The following is a 14,449-nucleotide window of genomic DNA, read 5'->3' on the forward strand; positions in this document are numbered from 1 at the left end:
TCCGTCGTCGTCATGGGCGGCTCACCACCTCACCGGCAGGGCCGCGGGCCCGCGGATCAACGCGCCCTTGCGGAAGGGCACCTGGGCCGGCGCCACGGCCAGCCTGAGACCCGGCACCCGGTCCAGCAGGGCGTCCACCAGCAGCTCCGACTCCAGTCTCGCCAGCATGCCGCCGGGGCAGTAGTGCGGGCCGAAGCCGAACGCCACGTGCGGATTGGGGCTGCGCGAGAGATCGATCGTCTCCGGGTCGGGGAAGACGTCCGGGTCGCGGTTGGCGGCCAGGTAGGAGACGTAGACCGCGTCCCCGGCCCGGACACGGACGCCGTGGATCTCGACGTCCTCCAGGGCGATCCTGGACAGCCCGACGGCGTTGCGGTGCGGGATGTAGCGCAGCAGCTCGTCGATGGCCCTCGGTCTGATCGCCGGGTCGGAGCGCAGCCGCGCGGCCAGTTCGGGACGGGTCAGCAGCAGGTAGAACATCTGCCCGCTGTTGTTGGTGACCGCCTCGCCGCCGATCTGGAGCAGGACCGCGAGGCCGACGGCCTCCTCCAGGGTGACCTCCTGGCGTCCCAGGGCGGCGCCGAGCAGCGAGGCCACGTCCTCGCCCGCGCTGTTCTCGCGCAGGGCGATGAGATCGGAGAAGTAGGCGCTCATCTCGCGCTTGGCCTTCTCGCTGAGCTCCTTGCCGTGCGCGGAGGACAGGATGAGCTGGGTCCACGTGTGCATGCTGTGCCGGTCGGCGGCCGGCACGCCCATCAGCTCGCAGATCACGGCGATGGGGAACGGGCTGAGCACCGCGCTGGTGAGGTCGGCGGGCGGCCCGTCCTGGAGCAGCTCGTCCACCAGCTCGTCCAGCATCACGCGTGCTCTGTCGCGGATCCGCTCCACGCCCCTGGCGGTGAACGCGGCCGCCACCGAGCGGCGCAGCCGGGTGTGGTCGGGCGGGTCGAGGAAGCCGACCGCGCCCCGGTCGGGGATGAAGTGCGGGGCGAGCCGGGTGACCTGCTTGTCCATGACGGCCTCGCGGCCGAAACGCGGGTCGTTGGTCACCATGCGCACGTCGTCGTACCGCGTGACCAGCCAGGCCCAGCCCTCGCCGTTGGCGAGCTGGACGCGGGTAACCGGGCCCTCGTTCATCAGGTCGGTCAGCACCGGGTCGAAGTCCGTCCCGGTCAGGTCGGCCGCCGGCCAGTGCCGGACCGGGGGCAGGGTCTCGGTGAGGGTTTCGGTGAGGGTTTCGGTGAGACTCTCGGTGAGTATCTCTTCGGTCATCGCGCCATCTCGCCGTCCTGGACCCAGCGGCCCACGGTCATCTCGGCGGTGATGCCGGGACCGAACCCGGCCAGCAGCCCGCGTGCCCGGTGCTCGGCACCGCCCTCGTCGAAGAGCCGGCGCAGCGCGTCCAGGACGACGGCGCTGGCGATGTTGCCGTACTCGGTGAGCGTCGACCGGCTGAACCGGAACGCGTGCGGTTCGACCTTCAGGAACTTGCTGAGGTCGTCGAGTATTCGGGGCCCGCCCGCGTGGATGATGTAGAAGTCCAGGTCGGAGGCGTCCCAGCCGTGGTTGCCCGCGAGGTCCTGGAGCGCCGGGGCGAGCGGCTCCATGGTGGTCGGCACCCGCTTGTCCAACAGGAAGTGGAAGCCGGTGGCCCGGACGTCGTACGCGATCCAGTCCTCGGTCTTCGGGATCAGGTACGAGCCGTTGCGCTCCAGTTGGACGCCCGTGCCGCCGCGGCCGCGCACCACGGCGGCGGCGATGCCGTCGCCGAACAGGCCGTTGGACAGCAGCGAGCCGACGCCCAGGTCGGTGGGCTGGTAGCACAGCGAGCAGAACTCGCAGGCCACGATGAGGGCGTTGCCCTCGGGGTAGGCCGAACAGAAGTCGTGGGCCCGGTTGATGGCCGCACCGCCCGCCGCGCAGCCGAGCTGGGCGATGGGAAGCTGCCGGGTGGTGCTCGAGAAGTCCATCTCGTTGATCAGCCACGCGGTGAGCGAGGGCATCATGAAGCCCGTGCACGACACGTAGATGATGACATCGATGTCGGTGGTCAGGAGCTCCGCGTCGTCGAGCGCCCGCTGGATCACCGCAGGGACGCGAGCCTTGGCCTCCGCCTCGTAGAGCTTGTTGCGGTCCTCGAAGCCCGGATGCTTCAGGGTTTCCTCGATGGGCTGCACGATGTGCCGGGTGCGGACGCCCGTGTTCTCGATCAGCCGGAGGGCCAGCGGGAGCTGGGGGTGGTCCGCGTGGTGCAGGCGCGCCAGCTCCAGCGTCTCCTCCATCGTGATCACATGCTCTGGTACGGACACCGAGGGTCTGCACAAAGTCGCCATGAGCCGTCCCTGCTTTCGCCGTCCGGCAGGCTCTCGCCCGCCGGTCAGAAGGTGGTCCACCCAGGTTCACCCGACGGGGCGACGATCTCGCGCCGGACTACTCCGAACCGGTGACAAGGGGTCAGGGACGACCACGCTGCGAAACCCCCCGGAGGGGTCACGGCGCCCCGCTGCTGTGGGCGATGCACGCCACGTCGATACGGTCCGCGAGCTTCGCCAGTTCGATGGTCAGCGCGGCCACAGTGTCCTCGTCGAGCCGCTCCCCGGCCTCGACGAGATGCAGCCACCGCCCGCCCACGGTCCGCAACAACTTGCTCACGTCGGCCGCTGCCACCTGCAAGGTACCGCGGTCGTCGACGATCAGAGGCAGGGTCACTTCGCGGTTCACAATCGGGATGGTAGCCGCGCGGTCCTCACGCACCCTGCCAAACCGTGGTGATGTTGCAGAACTCCCGGATTCCGTGCCCGGACAGCTCACGCCCGTAGCCGGAGCGCTTCACCCCGCCGAAGGGGAACGCCGGATGGGAGGCCGTCATCCCGTTCACGTACACGGCTCCGGCCTCCAGGTCCCGGGCGAACCGCTCCACCTCGCGCTCGTCCCGGGTCCAGACGTTCGAACTCAGGCCGAACAGCGAGTCGTTGGCGATCAGCACCGCCTCGTCGAGGTCACCGGCCCGGTACAGCGTGGCGACCGGCCCGAAGGCCTCCTCGCGATGGATGCGCATCTCCCGGGTGATGCGCGCCAGTACGGTCGGCGGGTAGTACCAGCCCGGCCCGTCCGGGCGCTCGCCGCCGCAGAGCACCTCGGCCCCGGCGCGCTTCGCGTCGTCGACCAGTTCCTCGAGATCCCTGCGCCCCTGCTCGCTGGAGAGCGGCCCGACCTCCGTGTCCTCCTCCAGCGGGTCGCCCGTGCGCAGCGCCTTCATGCCGGCGACGAACCTCTCCGCGAAGGCGTCGTACACGTCGGCGTGCACGATGAACCGCTTGGCCGCGATGCACGACTGCCCGTTGTTCTGGACCCGGGCGGTCACGGCCACCTGGGCCGCGCGGTCGAGGTCGGCGGAGGGCATGACGACGTACGGGTCGCTGCCGCCCAGCTCCAGCACCGTCTTCTTGATCATCTCGCCGGCGGTGGAGGCGACGGCCCGCCCGGCGGGCTCGCTGCCGGTCAGCGTCGCGGCCTTCACCCGCTCGTCGCGCAGGATGTCGTCCACCGCGGCCGAGCCGACCAGCAGCGTCTGGAAGCAGCCCTCCGTGAAGCCCGCCCGGTGGAACAGGTCCTCCAGGTACAGCGCCGTCTGCGGGACGTTGGAGGCGTGCTTGAGCAGGCCCACGTTGCCGGCCATCAGCGCGGGCGCGGCGAAGCGGATCACCTGCCACAGCGGGAAGTTCCAGGGCATCACGGCGAGCACCGGACCGAGCGGCCGGCAGCGGACCCGGACCCGGGAGGCGCCGGAGTCCCGCACGTCCTGCTCGGGCGGCTCCTCGTCGGCCAGCAGCCCCTCCGCGCGTTCGGCGTACCAGCGCATCGCCTTGGCACACTTGACGGCCTCCGCGCGGGCCTGCTTGACCGGCTTGCCCATCTCGGTGGTCATCACCCGGCCGATCTCCCGCTGGTCCTCGTCCAGCAGGTCGGCGGCCCTGTTCATCATCCGTGCGCGTTCGGCGAACGTGGTCGTCCGGTACGTGCGGAACGTGGCCTCGGCGAGCTGGAGCCGGCGCTCCAGCTCCTCCTCGCCCATGGCCTCGTACGTCTTGAGCGTCTCGCCGTTCGCCGGGTTCACCGTCGCGATGGGCATGGCTGACCTCCCTGGGAGCGGGCTTGCTTCGACCTTCGCGCGCGACACCGCCCGTCGCAACGCGTACGCCGCTGTTCAGACCGAGTGCTCCGCCAGCCGGTCGAGAAACGCCGTCTGCGCCTGGATGATCACCTCGCGGGCCCGGTCCAGGGCGAACCACGCGACCCGGTCCAGCTCCGGGAACTCCCGGGTGCGGCCGGACCGCGGCGGCCACTCCATGGTGAAGGTGCCCGGCTCGACGGTCTCCGGGTCCAGGTCCGCCTCCACCGCCCACGCCGTGACGACCTTGCCGCCCCGCTGCACGACCTCGCCCAGCGGTACGGCCTCGCCGTCGGGCGGCGCCAGCCCCAGCTCCTCCCGGAACTCCCGCCGGGCCGCCTCCCAGGCGGGCTCGCCGATGTCGTACTCGCCCTTGACCACGGTCCACGCGCCGGCGTCCTTCTTCGCGAAGAACGGCCCGCCCATGTGGCCGAGGAGCACCTGGAGTCCGTCGTCGGCGCGCCGGAACAGCAGCAGGCCCGCGCTGCGCCGCGTCGCCCCGGCCGTCACGGCCTGACCTCCGGGTGGGCCGCCAGCAGGGCCTCGACGGTGTCGGCCTCCTCGGGCCGCTTGTCCTCGCGGTAGCGGATCACGCGGGCGAAGCGCAGGGTGACGCCTGCCGGGTAGCGGGAGGAGCGCTGCAGGCCGTCGTAGGCGATCTCCACGACGAGTTCGGGGCGCACCCTGACCCCCCAGCCGCCGTCCTCGACGGCCAGTTCCCGCAGTCGCTCCGTCTGCCAGGCGAGCATCGCGTCCGTCATGCCCTTGAACGTCTTGCCGAGCATCGCGAAGCCGCCGTCCGGCGTCCGGGCGCCGAGGTGGAGGTTGGAGAGCTTGCCGGTGCGGCGGCCGTGTCCCCACTCGGCGGCCAGCACCACCAGGTCGAGGGTGTGCACCGGCTTGACCTTCAGCCAGGAGGCGCCGCGCCGGCCCGCGCTGTACGCGGCGTCCAGCGCCTTGACCACGACGCCCTCGTGGCCGCGGGCGAGCGTGTCGGCGAGGAACCGTTCCGCCGCGTCGGCCTCCTCCGGCCCGGACACCACCGTCCGGCGTACCCGCATGGGCTCGGGCACCAGCCGGGCCAGCTCGGCGTGCCGCTCGGCGAACGGCAGGTCCAGCAGGTCGCGGCCGTCGACCGACAGGGCGTCGAAGAACACGGGGGAGACCGGGACCTCGCCGGCCGCCCGCGCCACGTCCGTGCGCGAGCCGACCCGGCCGGCCGTCTCCTGGAAGGAGCGGGGCCGGCCGTCCGCGTCGAAGGAGATCACCTCGCCGTCCAGGATGAACCTCTCGCCCGCGAGAGCGAGCGCGGCGGCGGTCACCTCGGGCAGCCGGCCGGTGATGTCGTCCAGCGTGCGGGTGTGGATCCGGACCGCGCCCCCGTCCCGGTGGACCTGGACGCGGATGCCGTCCAGTTTCTCCTCCACCGCGCACGAACCCAGCTTCTCCACCGCCTCGGCGACCGAGGAGGCGCTGTGTGCGAGCATCGGATGGACCGGACGGCCGACGGTCAGCCGGAACCGCTCCAGCGCCCCGGGCCCCTCGGCCAGCAGTGCCTGTGCCACCGTCTGCAGCGATCCGGCGAGCATCACCGCCCGCCGGACGTCCGCCGGGTCCGCGCCGGTCGCCCGGGCGAGCCCCTCCACCGCCACCGCGTCCAGGGCGCCCTGCCGGACCTCGCCGGTGAGCAGACCGCGCAGGAAGCGCTGTTCGGCCTCGGTGGCCGCGCCCATCAGCTCGCCGACGAGCCGGACCCGTTCCGCCTGGGACCCGGGCCCGGACACCTCGCCCAGCTCGCTGAGCCGGGCGTCGACCTCCCGCACCGTGAGGGCGGGTGCGCCGGCCGGCGGGACGGGACGGCTCAGCACCTTCCAGCCGACTCCGAGCCGGCCCTGGGGGAGCCGTCCGGCCAGGTAGGGGATGACGATCGGCACGTCGTCCGGCTCCGCCTCCCGGAACAGCTCCGCGAGCAGGGCGGTCTTACGGGATCTGGCCGCCGTCGCGGCGACCTCCCCGGACACCTCGGCCAGCCGGGTCAGCAGCATGCAGTCATGGTGCACCGCGGGGGCGGGGTCTACACCTGCGCGGCCGCGTCGAGGTCGGCGAAGAGCAGTTCCCCGTTGATCGCCGCCCCGGCCCGGTAGCCGCGGCTCGCCGCGTTCACCACCTGCTCGGCGAAGCCGCTCGCGTTGCCCGCCGCCCACAGCCCGGGCACGCTCGTCAGGCCCCGCTCGTCGATCACCGGGTAGCTGCCGAACGGCGTCTCCTGGAGCTCCGCGCCCAGCCGCACGAACAGCTCGCCCCGCGGGACCGCGCGCGGGGCGACGTAGAGCACCTCGCGCGCGTGGACCGCGCCTCCCCCGGAGGAGCCGTCCCCGGCGAGCCGGACGCCGGTGAGCCGGTCCCCCTCGACCAGCACCTCGGCCACCTCGCCGGGGACGACCTCGACCCCGGCGGTGGCCAGCCTGCGCCGGTCGACGTCCGTCAGCTCCGCCTCCCGCACGTGGTGCAGGAAGAGCCGCACGTCCTTGGACCACTGGGTGACCATCAGCGCCTGGTGCACGCTCAGCGGACTGCTCGCCAGCACGCCGGTCGTCAGATCGCGGACCTCCCAGCCGTGGCAGTACGGGCAGTGGACGACGTCCCGGCCGAACCGTTCGGCGAGGCCCGGGACCGGCGGGAGCTCGTCCTGGAGCCCGGTCGCGACGACCAGGTGCCGGGCCCGGACGCTTCCGCCGCCCGCGAGCGTCACGGTGAAGTCACCCTCCCGCGTCGCGTCCACCACCCGGTCCCGGACCAGTTCCACGCCGTACCGGGCGATCTCCTCGCGTCCGGTCGCCAGGAACTCCGCGGGGGACATCCCGTCCCGGGACAGATAGCCCTGCATGTGCGCGGACGGCGCGTTGCGCGGCTCGCCCGCGTCGACGACCAGCGTGCGCCGCCTGGCCCGGCCCAGCACCAGCGCGGCGGACAGTCCGGCCGCGCCGCCGCCGACCACGACGACCTCACAGCTCTCGGTCATGTGACCACCTCCGCCGCCGACGGTCGCGCGCGGACTGCCGGGTTGACAAACTTCTTTGCCGATTCTGCAATGAGGTCATGAGCGGCGAACGAACCGGGACCACCGAGAGCGGCCGGGTCGCCGAGGACACCGACGGCGTTCTGGCGGGCGTCGGGCCCAGGCTGCGGCGGATCCGCAAGGAGCGGGAGGTGACGCTGGCGGCGCTGTCCGAGGCCACCGGCATCTCCGTAAGCACGCTGTCCCGGCTGGAGTCGGGCCTGCGCCGGCCCAGTCTGGAGCTGCTGTTGCCCATCGCGCGGGCCCACCAGGTGGCGCTGGACGAACTGGTCGGCGCCCCGCCGGTCGGCGACCCGGTGGTGCGGGCGAAGCCCGTCGAGCGGGGCGGCCGGGTCTTCTGGCCGCTGACCCGGCAGCCCGGCGGGCTGCAGGCCTTCAAGATCCTCGAACCGCGGCGCAGACAGGAGCCCGACCAGCGCACCCACGAGGGCTACGAGTGGCTGTACGTGCTCTCCGGGAGGCTGCGGCTCGTGCTCGGCGAGCACGACGTGGTGCTCTCGGCGGGCGAGGCGGCGGAGTTCGACACCCGGGTGCCGCACTGGTTCGGATCGACGGGGGAGGGGCCGGTGGAGTTCCTCAGCCTGTTCGGGCCGCAGGGGGAGCGGATGCACGTTCGGGCACGGCCGACGCGCAAGTGACGCGGTCCACTGTTCCCTGATGGGCAAGCGACCGCTTAGTATGCCGTCGGAACCCGGTCAGACGAAGCAGTCCCGTGGAGGCCCCGCATGCAGGCATGGCAAGTGCACGAGAACGGTGAGCCGCGCGAGGTGATGCGCCTGGCGGAGGTGGAGCGGCCCACGCCCGGTGACGGCCAGGTGCTGCTGCGCGTGCGTGCCGCCAACATCAACTTCCCGGACGCCCTGCTCTGCCGGGGCCAGTACCAGGTGCGGCCCCCGCTGCCGTTCACCCCGGGTGTGGAGATCTGCGCCGAGACCGAGGACGGCCGCCGGGTGATCGCCAACCCCGCGCTGCCGTACGGCGGCCTGGCCGAGTACGCCGTCGCCGACGCCCGGGCGCTGCTGCCCGCGCCCGACTCCCTGGACGACGCCGAGGCCGCCGCGCTGCACATCGGCTACCAGACCGGCTGGTTCGGGCTGCACCGCCGGGCCCGCCTCGAGGCGGGGGAGACCCTGCTGGTGCACGCCGCCGCCGGTGGGGTCGGCAGCGCCGCGGTCCAGCTCGGCAAGGCCGCCGGTGCCACCGTGATCGGCGTGGTCGGCGGCGCGGAGAAGGCCGCCGTCGCCCGGGAACTGGGCTGTGACGTGGTCGTCGACCGGCGCGCGGAGGACGTGGTCGCGGCCGTGAAGGAGGCCACCGGCGGCCGGGGCGCCGACGTGATCTACGACCCCGTCGGCGGTTCGGCCTACGCCCAGTCCGCCAAGCTCGTCGCCTTCGAGGGACGGATCGTGGTCGTCGGCTTCGCCAGCGGCACCATCCCGAGCCCCGCCCTCAACCACGCCCTGGTGAAGAACTACGCCATCCTCGGCCTGCACTGGGGCCTGTACAACACCAAGAACCCCGAACTGGTCCTGCACTGCCACGAGCAGCTCACCGAAATGGCCGCGCGCGGCGCGATCAGGCCGCTGGTGAGCGAGCGGGTGCCGCTGGACGGTGCCGCCGACGCCGTGCAGCGGGTCGCCGACGGGGTGACCACCGGCCGGGTGGCCGTGGTCCTGGACAAGGGAGCCGCCGCATGACCGACGCAGCGGAACTGCGCCACCGTACGCAGGAGTTGCTGGCCGCCCACCCGCCGGCCGGGACCGGCAGCCTGGAGTTCTTGCGCGCCCGGTTCGACGCGGGCCTGGCCTGGGTGCACTTCCCGGAGGGTCTCGGCGGACTGGACGCCCCGCGTTCCCTGCAGGCCGTCGTGGACGCCGAACTCGAGGCCGCCGGCGCCCCGGACAACGACCCCCGGCGCATCGGCATCGGCCTCGGCATGGCCGCGCCGACCATCCTCAAGTACGGCACGGAGGAGCAGAAGCGGAGCTTCCTGCGGCCCCTGTGGACCGGGGAGGAGGTCTGGTGCCAGCTCTTCAGCGAGCCGGGCGCCGGCTCCGACCTGGCCGCGCTCGGCACCCGGGCCGTACGCGAGGACGGGGGAGACTGGGTGGTCAACGGGCAGAAGGTGTGGACGTCCAGCGCCCACCTCGCCCGCTGGGCCATCCTCATCGCCCGCACCGACCCGGACCTGCCCAAGCACCGGGGCATCACCTACTTCCTCTGCGACATGACCGACCCGGGCGTCGAGGTGCGGCCGCTGCGCCAGATCACCGGTGAGGCCGAGTTCAACGAGGTCTTCCTGACGGACGTCCGCATCCCCGACAGCCGGCGCCTCGGCGAGGTCGGCGACGGCTGGCGGGTCGCGCAGACCACGTTGAACAACGAGCGCGTCGCCATCGGCGGCATGCGGCTGCCCCGCGAGGGCGGCATGATCGGCCCGGTGTCGAAGACCTGGCGCGAGCGCCCGGAACTGCGCACCCACGACCTGCACCAGCGGCTGCTGAAGCTCTGGGTCGAGGCCGAGGTCACCCGCCTCACCGGCGAACGCCTGCGCCAGCAGCTCGTCGCCGGGCAGCCGGGGCCCGAGGGCGCCGGCATGAAGCTCGCCTTCGCCCGCCTCAACCAGGAGATCAGCGGCCTGGAGGTCGAACTCCGCGGCGAGGAAGGGCTGTTGTACGACGACTGGACCATGCGCCGCCCCGAACTGGTGGACTTCACCGGCCGCGACGCCGGATACCGCTACCTGCGCTCCAAGGGCAACAGCATCGAGGGCGGGACCAGCGAGGTCCTGCTGAACATCGTCGCCGAGCGCGTCCTGGGCCTGCCGGCCGAGCCGCGCACCGACAAGGACGTCGCCTGGAAGGACCTGGCCCGATGAGCACCCAGCCGGATCTCCTCTACTCCGAGGAGGAAGAGGCGCTGCGCGCCGCCGTCCGCGATCTGCTCACGGACCACTGCGACGCGGCCGGCGTGATCGCCCGCACCGAGTCCGGCGCCCCGCACGACCTCGCGCTGTGGAAGTCCCTCGCCGACGGCATGGGCCTGGCCGGGCTGCTGGTGCCCGAGGCGCTGGGCGGCCAGGGTGCCACCCACCGCGAGGCCGCCGTCGTCCTGGAGGAGCTGGGGCGTGCCGTCGCCCCAGTGCCCTACCTCAGCAGCGCGGTCGTCGCCACCGAGGCCCTGCTGGCCTGCGGCGACGAGGAGTTGCTGGGCCGTCTGGCGTCCGGCCGGGCCATCGGCGTCCTCGCCGTGGGACTGCACGCGGCCCCGGGCGCCGGCCATCGCACCGCACGGCTGGAGAACGGCTCGCTGCACGGTGAGCTGACCGGCGTGGCGGACGCCGCCGCGGCCGACGTCCTCCTCGTCCCGGCCGACGACGGCGGGCTGTACGCCGTGCCCGCCGAGGCGGCGGCCGTCACCCCGCAGGTCTCCTTCGACCTGACCCGCCCGGTCGCCACCGTCACGCTCGACGCGGCACCCGGCCGCCGGGTCGGCGACGCGGAACCGGCCGTACGGCGGGCCCTGCGGGCCGGCGCCGGACTGCTCGCCTCCGAACAACTGGGCGTGGCCGACTGGGCGCTGACCGAGACCGTGCGGTACCTGAAGGAACGCAAGCAGTTCAACCGGCCGGTCGGCGGTTTCCAGGCGCTCAAGCACCGGCTCGCCCAGCTCTGGCTCGAGGTCGTCAGCCTGCGGGCCGCCGCCCGCGCCGCCGCCGACGCCCTCGCGACCGGCGCGGACACCGACGTCACGGTGGCCGTCGCGCAGGCCTACGCCGGCCCGGTCGCCGTGCGCGCCACCGAGGAGGCGGTGCAACTGCACGGCGGCATCGGGATGACCTGGGAACACCCCGCGCACCTGCACCTCAAGCGGGCCAAGGCCGACTCGATCGCCTACGGCACCGCGGGCGCCCACCGGGAGGCGCTGGCCGCACTGGTCGACCTCCAGGCGCCCTGACACACCGCGTGTGAAGCCCGCCCCACCCGGGGCGGGCTTCTTCGTGCGCGTGCTGACATCACACGATCGGAGGACACGTCAGCCACCCGGACAAACCCTCCGCTACGCCACACTTACGGCCGAACGCCGTTCAAGGGGGCGTGGCGGAGGAGGTTGACGATGGCCATTTCCATCTCTGTGGTGCTGCTGCTCCTGATCCTGGCGGTGGTGTTCATCCGCAACGGCGCGCTGAAGATGTCGCACGCCCTGGTCTGCATGCTGCTCGGGTTCTACCTGGCCAGCACCAGCATGGCGCCCACCATCCACAGCGGGCTCACCGCGACGGCCGACCTGGTGAGCAGCCTGCGGCCGTGAGCCGCGAGGTCAGCCGGAGAAGACCCCGATGCCGTTGGGCACCGGGCGTTCGGCGCCGCCGCTCGGGTGGTTGCGGACCGTCACCCCGCTCGCGCCCGCGTCGCGGGTGACCATCTCGCTCGACCCGCCGCCGTCGAGGTTGAACGCGTCGGAGGCGCCCAGGCCGCGCATGGTGGCCGCCTCCTCGGCGATCGTCAGGCCGCTGCGGGAGTCGTCGGCGCCGTCGAGCGCGAGCAGCAGCAGCTGACGGCCGCCGCCCTTGAGACCCGCGACGGTGCGTACGGCGGAGGCGGTGTGGTCGAGTCCGGACAGCGGTGTGCCGTGGCGGAGCACCGGGTAGCCGCCGACCGCGAACGCGTAGGGGACCTTGGCGGTGGCCGCCACCAGTCCGTGGGTGACGGTCACCGCGTCGCCCGGGGCCAGCTCGCGCAGCTCCCGCGCCCCCTGTTCGCGGCCCACCAGGACGGTGGTGCCCGAGGGGATCGGACCGCCGCCCGGGGCGCCGCCGCCGACCACCCGGCCGTGACGCACCTTCACCTCGTAGGTGTCAGTGCCGCAGCCCGCCGCCCGGTCGGTGTCCGTGCCGCAGATGGCGCGCACCCGGGAGGCGCCGCCCCACCGGGAGGTGAAGGCGCCCACGGAGTTCTGCGGCAGCGCGTACTGGTTGAGGCCGCCCAGCGGGAGCTTCCCCCGCCGTGTGGTCACGGAGCCGGTGAGGGAGAGGCGGTCCATCCGCGCCCGCCGGTCGGTGCCCACGCCCAGCACCTCCCGCGTGCTGGTCCCGGGCGGCAGCGCCGGCCCGAACCGCTGGCCCTCGGGCACCGCCGCCTTGAGCACCTGACCGCCCGCGACCGCCGGCCCGACGGTCGCCCCGGTGGCCTCGACGCCCGGGTGCTGGGTCTCGGTGATGTCGAAGAAGTCGCCGTTGACACCCGCGACCGCGCCGGCCGTGTCGGCCAGCCGGGACACGGTCGCCCGGGCCGCCACCGCCCCGGGATACAGCAGGTCGGTCCGGACGTGCGGATCGGCCAGGTCGACGGTGAGCAGATGGGCGTGGGTCCGCCCGGCCGCCGCCGTGATGTCGAACTCCCGGTACGTGACCCCGGGAGCGATCCGCCTGCCGGGTCCGCCGGCCGGCACGGCACCGGCCGGCGCCGCCCCGGCCAGGGCCGCGCCGGCCAGTACGCCGAACGCCGTGAGAACCGTGAGAACCGATCTGCCCGCCGCCGCCCGCCGCCCGTCCCGATTCATCGCGCCCCCTGATGCCTCGTCAACTGCCGTCAGTGCTCGGGGGAAGTGCACCAGACGACGGTGACGTGCGGGGCGGCTAGGCGTCGACTACGCGAGAACGGGTGAGAAAACGCACCCCCTCGGGTGCCTCCAGTGAGAAACCGCTGCCTCGTCCGGGTACGACGTCCACGATCAGCCGGGTGTGGCTCCAGGCCTCGTACTGGCTCCGCGACATCCAGAAGGTCACGGGCTCCTCGACGCCGTCCACCGCCAGCTCGGCCAGCAGCACGTCCGAACCGCCGGTGCGGAACTCGCCGTCGGGGTAGCACATGGGCGCGCTGCCGTCGCAGCAGCCGCCGGACTGATGGAACATCAGCGGTCCGTGTTCCGCTCGCAGCCGGCGTACCAACTCCGCTGCCTGTGGGGTGAGTTCGACGCGGGGCAGTTCCTCTTGCATGGTCACCGTCCTGGAGAGCCGGGGGCGTCGGACCCGGCCCAGTCTCACGGCCGGCCGCAACGGCGTCCAGGGGGCGGTGGCGTTCCTCAGCGGTCGGGGGCGCCCTCCGGCGTGCCGCTCGTCCCGCCCAGGACGGTGGCCGGCGTGAGGTTCCAGCGTCCGGCCCGGCCGGTGAACCCGGCGGCGGTCAGGGGCGGTACGTCGATCCGCCAGAAGGCGGCCTCCGGAGCGCCGAGCACCCGCACGGTCACGGCGCGCACGACCTCCGGCTCGACCACCGCCACCGTGCGGCCGGCGGACCGGGCGGCCTCCTCCAGCCAGCCCCCGACCCGGGCGCACAGCAGGCGCACCGACTCGCCGCCGTGCGGGCTCGCCGCCGGGTCGGCCAGCCACCGGGCCAGCGCCTCCGGCTCCGCGGCGCCGACCTCCTCCAGTGTCCGCCCCCGCCAGCGGCCCATGCCGAGCCCGGCCAGGGCGGGTTCGGCACGTGCGTCGAGACCCAGCGCGGCCGCCGTCTCCCGGCAGCGGGCCGTGGGGGAGACGAGGGCCACGGCGGCGGGCCGCAGTCCGTCCGCGGCCGACCGGGCGCGCGCGGCGCCCGCCGCGTCGAGTGAGCATCCGTCGTCGAAGCGGGCCTCCCGCAGGGCCGGGTTCATCGCCGGTGAGATCAACATCACTCGGGTCGTCATGAGGTCGCCTGCATGGTCAACGGCCCTTTCGGCACAGGGGTTCCACAGCGTACGGCGGCCGCGGGGCGCACCGCCCCGCACCCGTGCGCCCTTGGCCGCACCCGCGCTTCGCGGTACCTTCTCGGCGATATCGACGACGGAATGCGGAAGCCGGTGGGAATCCGGCACGGTCGCGCCACTGTAAGCCCCGTTCACACCATTCCTGGTGCGGACCGGGCAAGTCAGACCCGCCCGTCGTCCCGTGCACCACCGAGCAGGGACGCGAGTTCCCCAGGAGGTCCTGCCATGGCGCAGTCCGCCGTTCAGCCCAGCACCAACCCCACCGCCCTCCCCGCCAAGCTGCCGATCGGCGCCATCGCCCCCTGGGCGGTCTTCTTCGGCGTCCTGATGCTGGTCCTGCTGTACTTCGTCGGCGCCGAACAGGGCGCGACCTCCGTGATGTCCGGCGAGAACGTGCACGAGTGGGTGCACGACGCCCGGCATCTGCTCGGCTTCCCCTGCCACTGACCGGG

General features: G+C 73.2%; 16 protein-coding genes and 1 riboswitch. Of the genes, 6 read left to right on the forward strand and 10 right to left on the reverse strand.

What is annotated here, in order from left to right; genetic code table 11:
- Positions 1 to 21: 21 nt before the first annotated feature.
- From ABZ478_RS15680 to ABZ478_RS15710, 7 genes are all read right to left on the reverse strand, one after another.
- A complete protein-coding gene (locus ABZ478_RS15680; RefSeq protein ID WP_359549329.1) occupies positions 22 to 1,272 on the reverse strand; it encodes a cytochrome P450 in 1,251 nt (416 codons plus the stop codon).
- Positions 1,269 to 2,333, reverse strand: coding sequence for a type III polyketide synthase (locus ABZ478_RS15685; RefSeq protein WP_359549332.1), 1,065 nt, complete (start codon positions 2,331 to 2,333; stop codon positions 1,269 to 1,271). Before ABZ478_RS15685 ends, ABZ478_RS15680 begins: the two co-directional genes overlap by 4 nt.
- Before the next feature lie 157 nt (positions 2,334 to 2,490).
- Positions 2,491 to 2,721, reverse strand: a complete 231-nt coding sequence (locus tag ABZ478_RS15690) for a DUF6213 family protein (protein ID WP_199209628.1) — start codon at positions 2,719 to 2,721, stop codon at positions 2,491 to 2,493.
- Positions 2,722 to 2,746: 25 nt separating this feature from the next.
- Positions 2,747 to 4,132 carry an NADP-dependent succinic semialdehyde dehydrogenase gene (locus ABZ478_RS15695; protein ID WP_359549335.1) on the reverse strand — a complete coding sequence of 462 codons (1,386 nt, stop codon included), beginning with the start codon at positions 4,130 to 4,132 and terminating at the stop codon, positions 2,747 to 2,749.
- Between the two features lie 75 nt (positions 4,133 to 4,207).
- On the reverse strand, positions 4,208 to 4,681 hold the full coding sequence (locus ABZ478_RS15700) for an NUDIX domain-containing protein (protein ID WP_359549338.1): 474 nt from the start codon (positions 4,679 to 4,681) through the stop codon (positions 4,208 to 4,210).
- Complete coding sequence (locus ABZ478_RS15705) at positions 4,678 to 6,216, reverse strand: ATP-dependent DNA ligase (RefSeq protein ID WP_359549341.1); 1,539 nt, start codon at positions 6,214 to 6,216, stop codon at positions 4,678 to 4,680. The genes ABZ478_RS15700 and ABZ478_RS15705 overlap by 4 nt, the downstream gene beginning before the upstream one ends.
- Before the next feature lie 29 nt (positions 6,217 to 6,245).
- Positions 6,246 to 7,193 (reverse strand): NAD(P)/FAD-dependent oxidoreductase, encoded by a 948-nt coding sequence (locus tag ABZ478_RS15710; RefSeq protein WP_359549344.1) that lies wholly within the window; start codon positions 7,191 to 7,193, stop codon positions 6,246 to 6,248.
- Between the two features lie 77 nt (positions 7,194 to 7,270).
- On the opposite strand from ABZ478_RS15710, the gene ABZ478_RS15715 reads away from it, so the two are divergent.
- From ABZ478_RS15715 to ABZ478_RS15735, 5 genes are all read left to right on the forward strand, one after another.
- Positions 7,271 to 7,888, forward strand: a complete 618-nt coding sequence (locus tag ABZ478_RS15715; RefSeq protein ID WP_359549346.1) for an XRE family transcriptional regulator — start codon at positions 7,271 to 7,273, stop codon at positions 7,886 to 7,888.
- Between the two features lie 87 nt (positions 7,889 to 7,975).
- A complete protein-coding gene (locus ABZ478_RS15720; RefSeq protein ID WP_359549349.1) occupies positions 7,976 to 8,947 on the forward strand; it encodes an NADPH:quinone oxidoreductase family protein in 972 nt (323 codons plus the stop codon).
- Positions 8,944 to 10,128 (forward strand): acyl-CoA dehydrogenase family protein, encoded by a 1,185-nt coding sequence (locus ABZ478_RS15725; protein ID WP_359549352.1) that lies wholly within the window; start codon positions 8,944 to 8,946, stop codon positions 10,126 to 10,128. The genes ABZ478_RS15720 and ABZ478_RS15725 overlap by 4 nt, the downstream gene beginning before the upstream one ends.
- Entirely contained in the window at positions 10,125 to 11,207 is a 1,083-nt protein-coding gene (locus ABZ478_RS15730) for an acyl-CoA dehydrogenase family protein (RefSeq protein WP_359549354.1), read from the forward strand. Before ABZ478_RS15725 ends, ABZ478_RS15730 begins: the two co-directional genes overlap by 4 nt.
- A 159-nt stretch (positions 11,208 to 11,366) precedes the next feature.
- A complete protein-coding gene (locus tag ABZ478_RS15735) occupies positions 11,367 to 11,561 on the forward strand; it encodes a hypothetical protein (protein ID WP_199209621.1) in 195 nt (64 codons plus the stop codon).
- 9 nt (positions 11,562 to 11,570) lie between these two features.
- On the opposite strand, the gene ABZ478_RS15740 is transcribed toward ABZ478_RS15735, so the two are convergent.
- The 3 genes from ABZ478_RS15740 to ABZ478_RS15750 form a co-directional block, all read right to left on the reverse strand.
- Positions 11,571 to 12,812, reverse strand: a complete 1,242-nt coding sequence (locus tag ABZ478_RS15740) for a phosphodiester glycosidase family protein (RefSeq protein WP_359549357.1) — start codon at positions 12,810 to 12,812, stop codon at positions 11,571 to 11,573.
- Positions 12,813 to 12,888: 76 nt separating this feature from the next.
- Positions 12,889 to 13,248: a DUF779 domain-containing protein gene (locus tag ABZ478_RS15745; protein WP_351660253.1), complete on the reverse strand. Its 360-nt coding sequence runs from the start codon at positions 13,246 to 13,248 to the stop codon at positions 12,889 to 12,891.
- An 86-nt stretch (positions 13,249 to 13,334) separates the two neighbouring features.
- Positions 13,335 to 13,937, reverse strand: coding sequence for a histidine phosphatase family protein (locus tag ABZ478_RS15750; RefSeq protein WP_359549360.1), 603 nt, complete (start codon positions 13,935 to 13,937; stop codon positions 13,335 to 13,337).
- Positions 13,938 to 14,042: 105 nt separating this feature from the next.
- Positions 14,043 to 14,187: riboswitch (cobalamin riboswitch) on the forward strand.
- Between the two features lie 35 nt (positions 14,188 to 14,222).
- On the opposite strand from ABZ478_RS15750, the gene ABZ478_RS15755 reads away from it, so the two are divergent.
- Positions 14,223 to 14,444 carry a CbtB-domain containing protein gene (locus ABZ478_RS15755; protein WP_359549362.1) on the forward strand — a complete coding sequence of 74 codons (222 nt, stop codon included), beginning with the start codon at positions 14,223 to 14,225 and terminating at the stop codon, positions 14,442 to 14,444.
- Positions 14,445 to 14,449 lie beyond the last annotated feature (5 nt).

The organism is Streptomyces sp. NPDC005706 (assembly GCF_040631045.1).
Lineage (GTDB): Bacteria > Actinomycetota > Actinomycetes > Streptomycetales > Streptomycetaceae > Streptomyces.

Coding starts and splice junctions, on each gene's coding strand:
- ABZ478_RS15680 (WP_359549329.1), bottom strand. CDS start 1,272: ATGACCGAAGAGATACTCACCGAGAGTCTCACCGAAACCCTCACCGAA.
- ABZ478_RS15685 (WP_359549332.1), bottom strand. CDS start 2,333: ATGGCGACTTTGTGCAGACCCTCGGTGTCCGTACCAGAGCATGTGATC.
- ABZ478_RS15695 (WP_359549335.1), bottom strand. CDS start 4,132: ATGCCCATCGCGACGGTGAACCCGGCGAACGGCGAGACGCTCAAGACG.
- ABZ478_RS15705 (WP_359549341.1), bottom strand. CDS start 6,216: ATGCTGCTGACCCGGCTGGCCGAGGTGTCCGGGGAGGTCGCCGCGACG.
- ABZ478_RS15710 (WP_359549344.1), bottom strand. CDS start 7,193: ATGACCGAGAGCTGTGAGGTCGTCGTGGTCGGCGGCGGCGCGGCCGGA.
- ABZ478_RS15715 (WP_359549346.1), top strand. CDS start 7,271: ATGAGCGGCGAACGAACCGGGACCACCGAGAGCGGCCGGGTCGCCGAG.
- ABZ478_RS15720 (WP_359549349.1), top strand. CDS start 7,976: ATGCAGGCATGGCAAGTGCACGAGAACGGTGAGCCGCGCGAGGTGATG.
- ABZ478_RS15725 (WP_359549352.1), top strand. CDS start 8,944: ATGACCGACGCAGCGGAACTGCGCCACCGTACGCAGGAGTTGCTGGCC.
- ABZ478_RS15730 (WP_359549354.1), top strand. CDS start 10,125: ATGAGCACCCAGCCGGATCTCCTCTACTCCGAGGAGGAAGAGGCGCTG.
- ABZ478_RS15735 (WP_199209621.1), top strand. CDS start 11,367: ATGGCCATTTCCATCTCTGTGGTGCTGCTGCTCCTGATCCTGGCGGTG.
- ABZ478_RS15740 (WP_359549357.1), bottom strand. CDS start 12,812: ATGAATCGGGACGGGCGGCGGGCGGCGGCGGGCAGATCGGTTCTCACG.
- ABZ478_RS15745 (WP_351660253.1), bottom strand. CDS start 13,248: ATGCAAGAGGAACTGCCCCGCGTCGAACTCACCCCACAGGCAGCGGAG.
- ABZ478_RS15750 (WP_359549360.1), bottom strand. CDS start 13,937: ATGACGACCCGAGTGATGTTGATCTCACCGGCGATGAACCCGGCCCTG.
- ABZ478_RS15755 (WP_359549362.1), top strand. CDS start 14,223: ATGGCGCAGTCCGCCGTTCAGCCCAGCACCAACCCCACCGCCCTCCCC.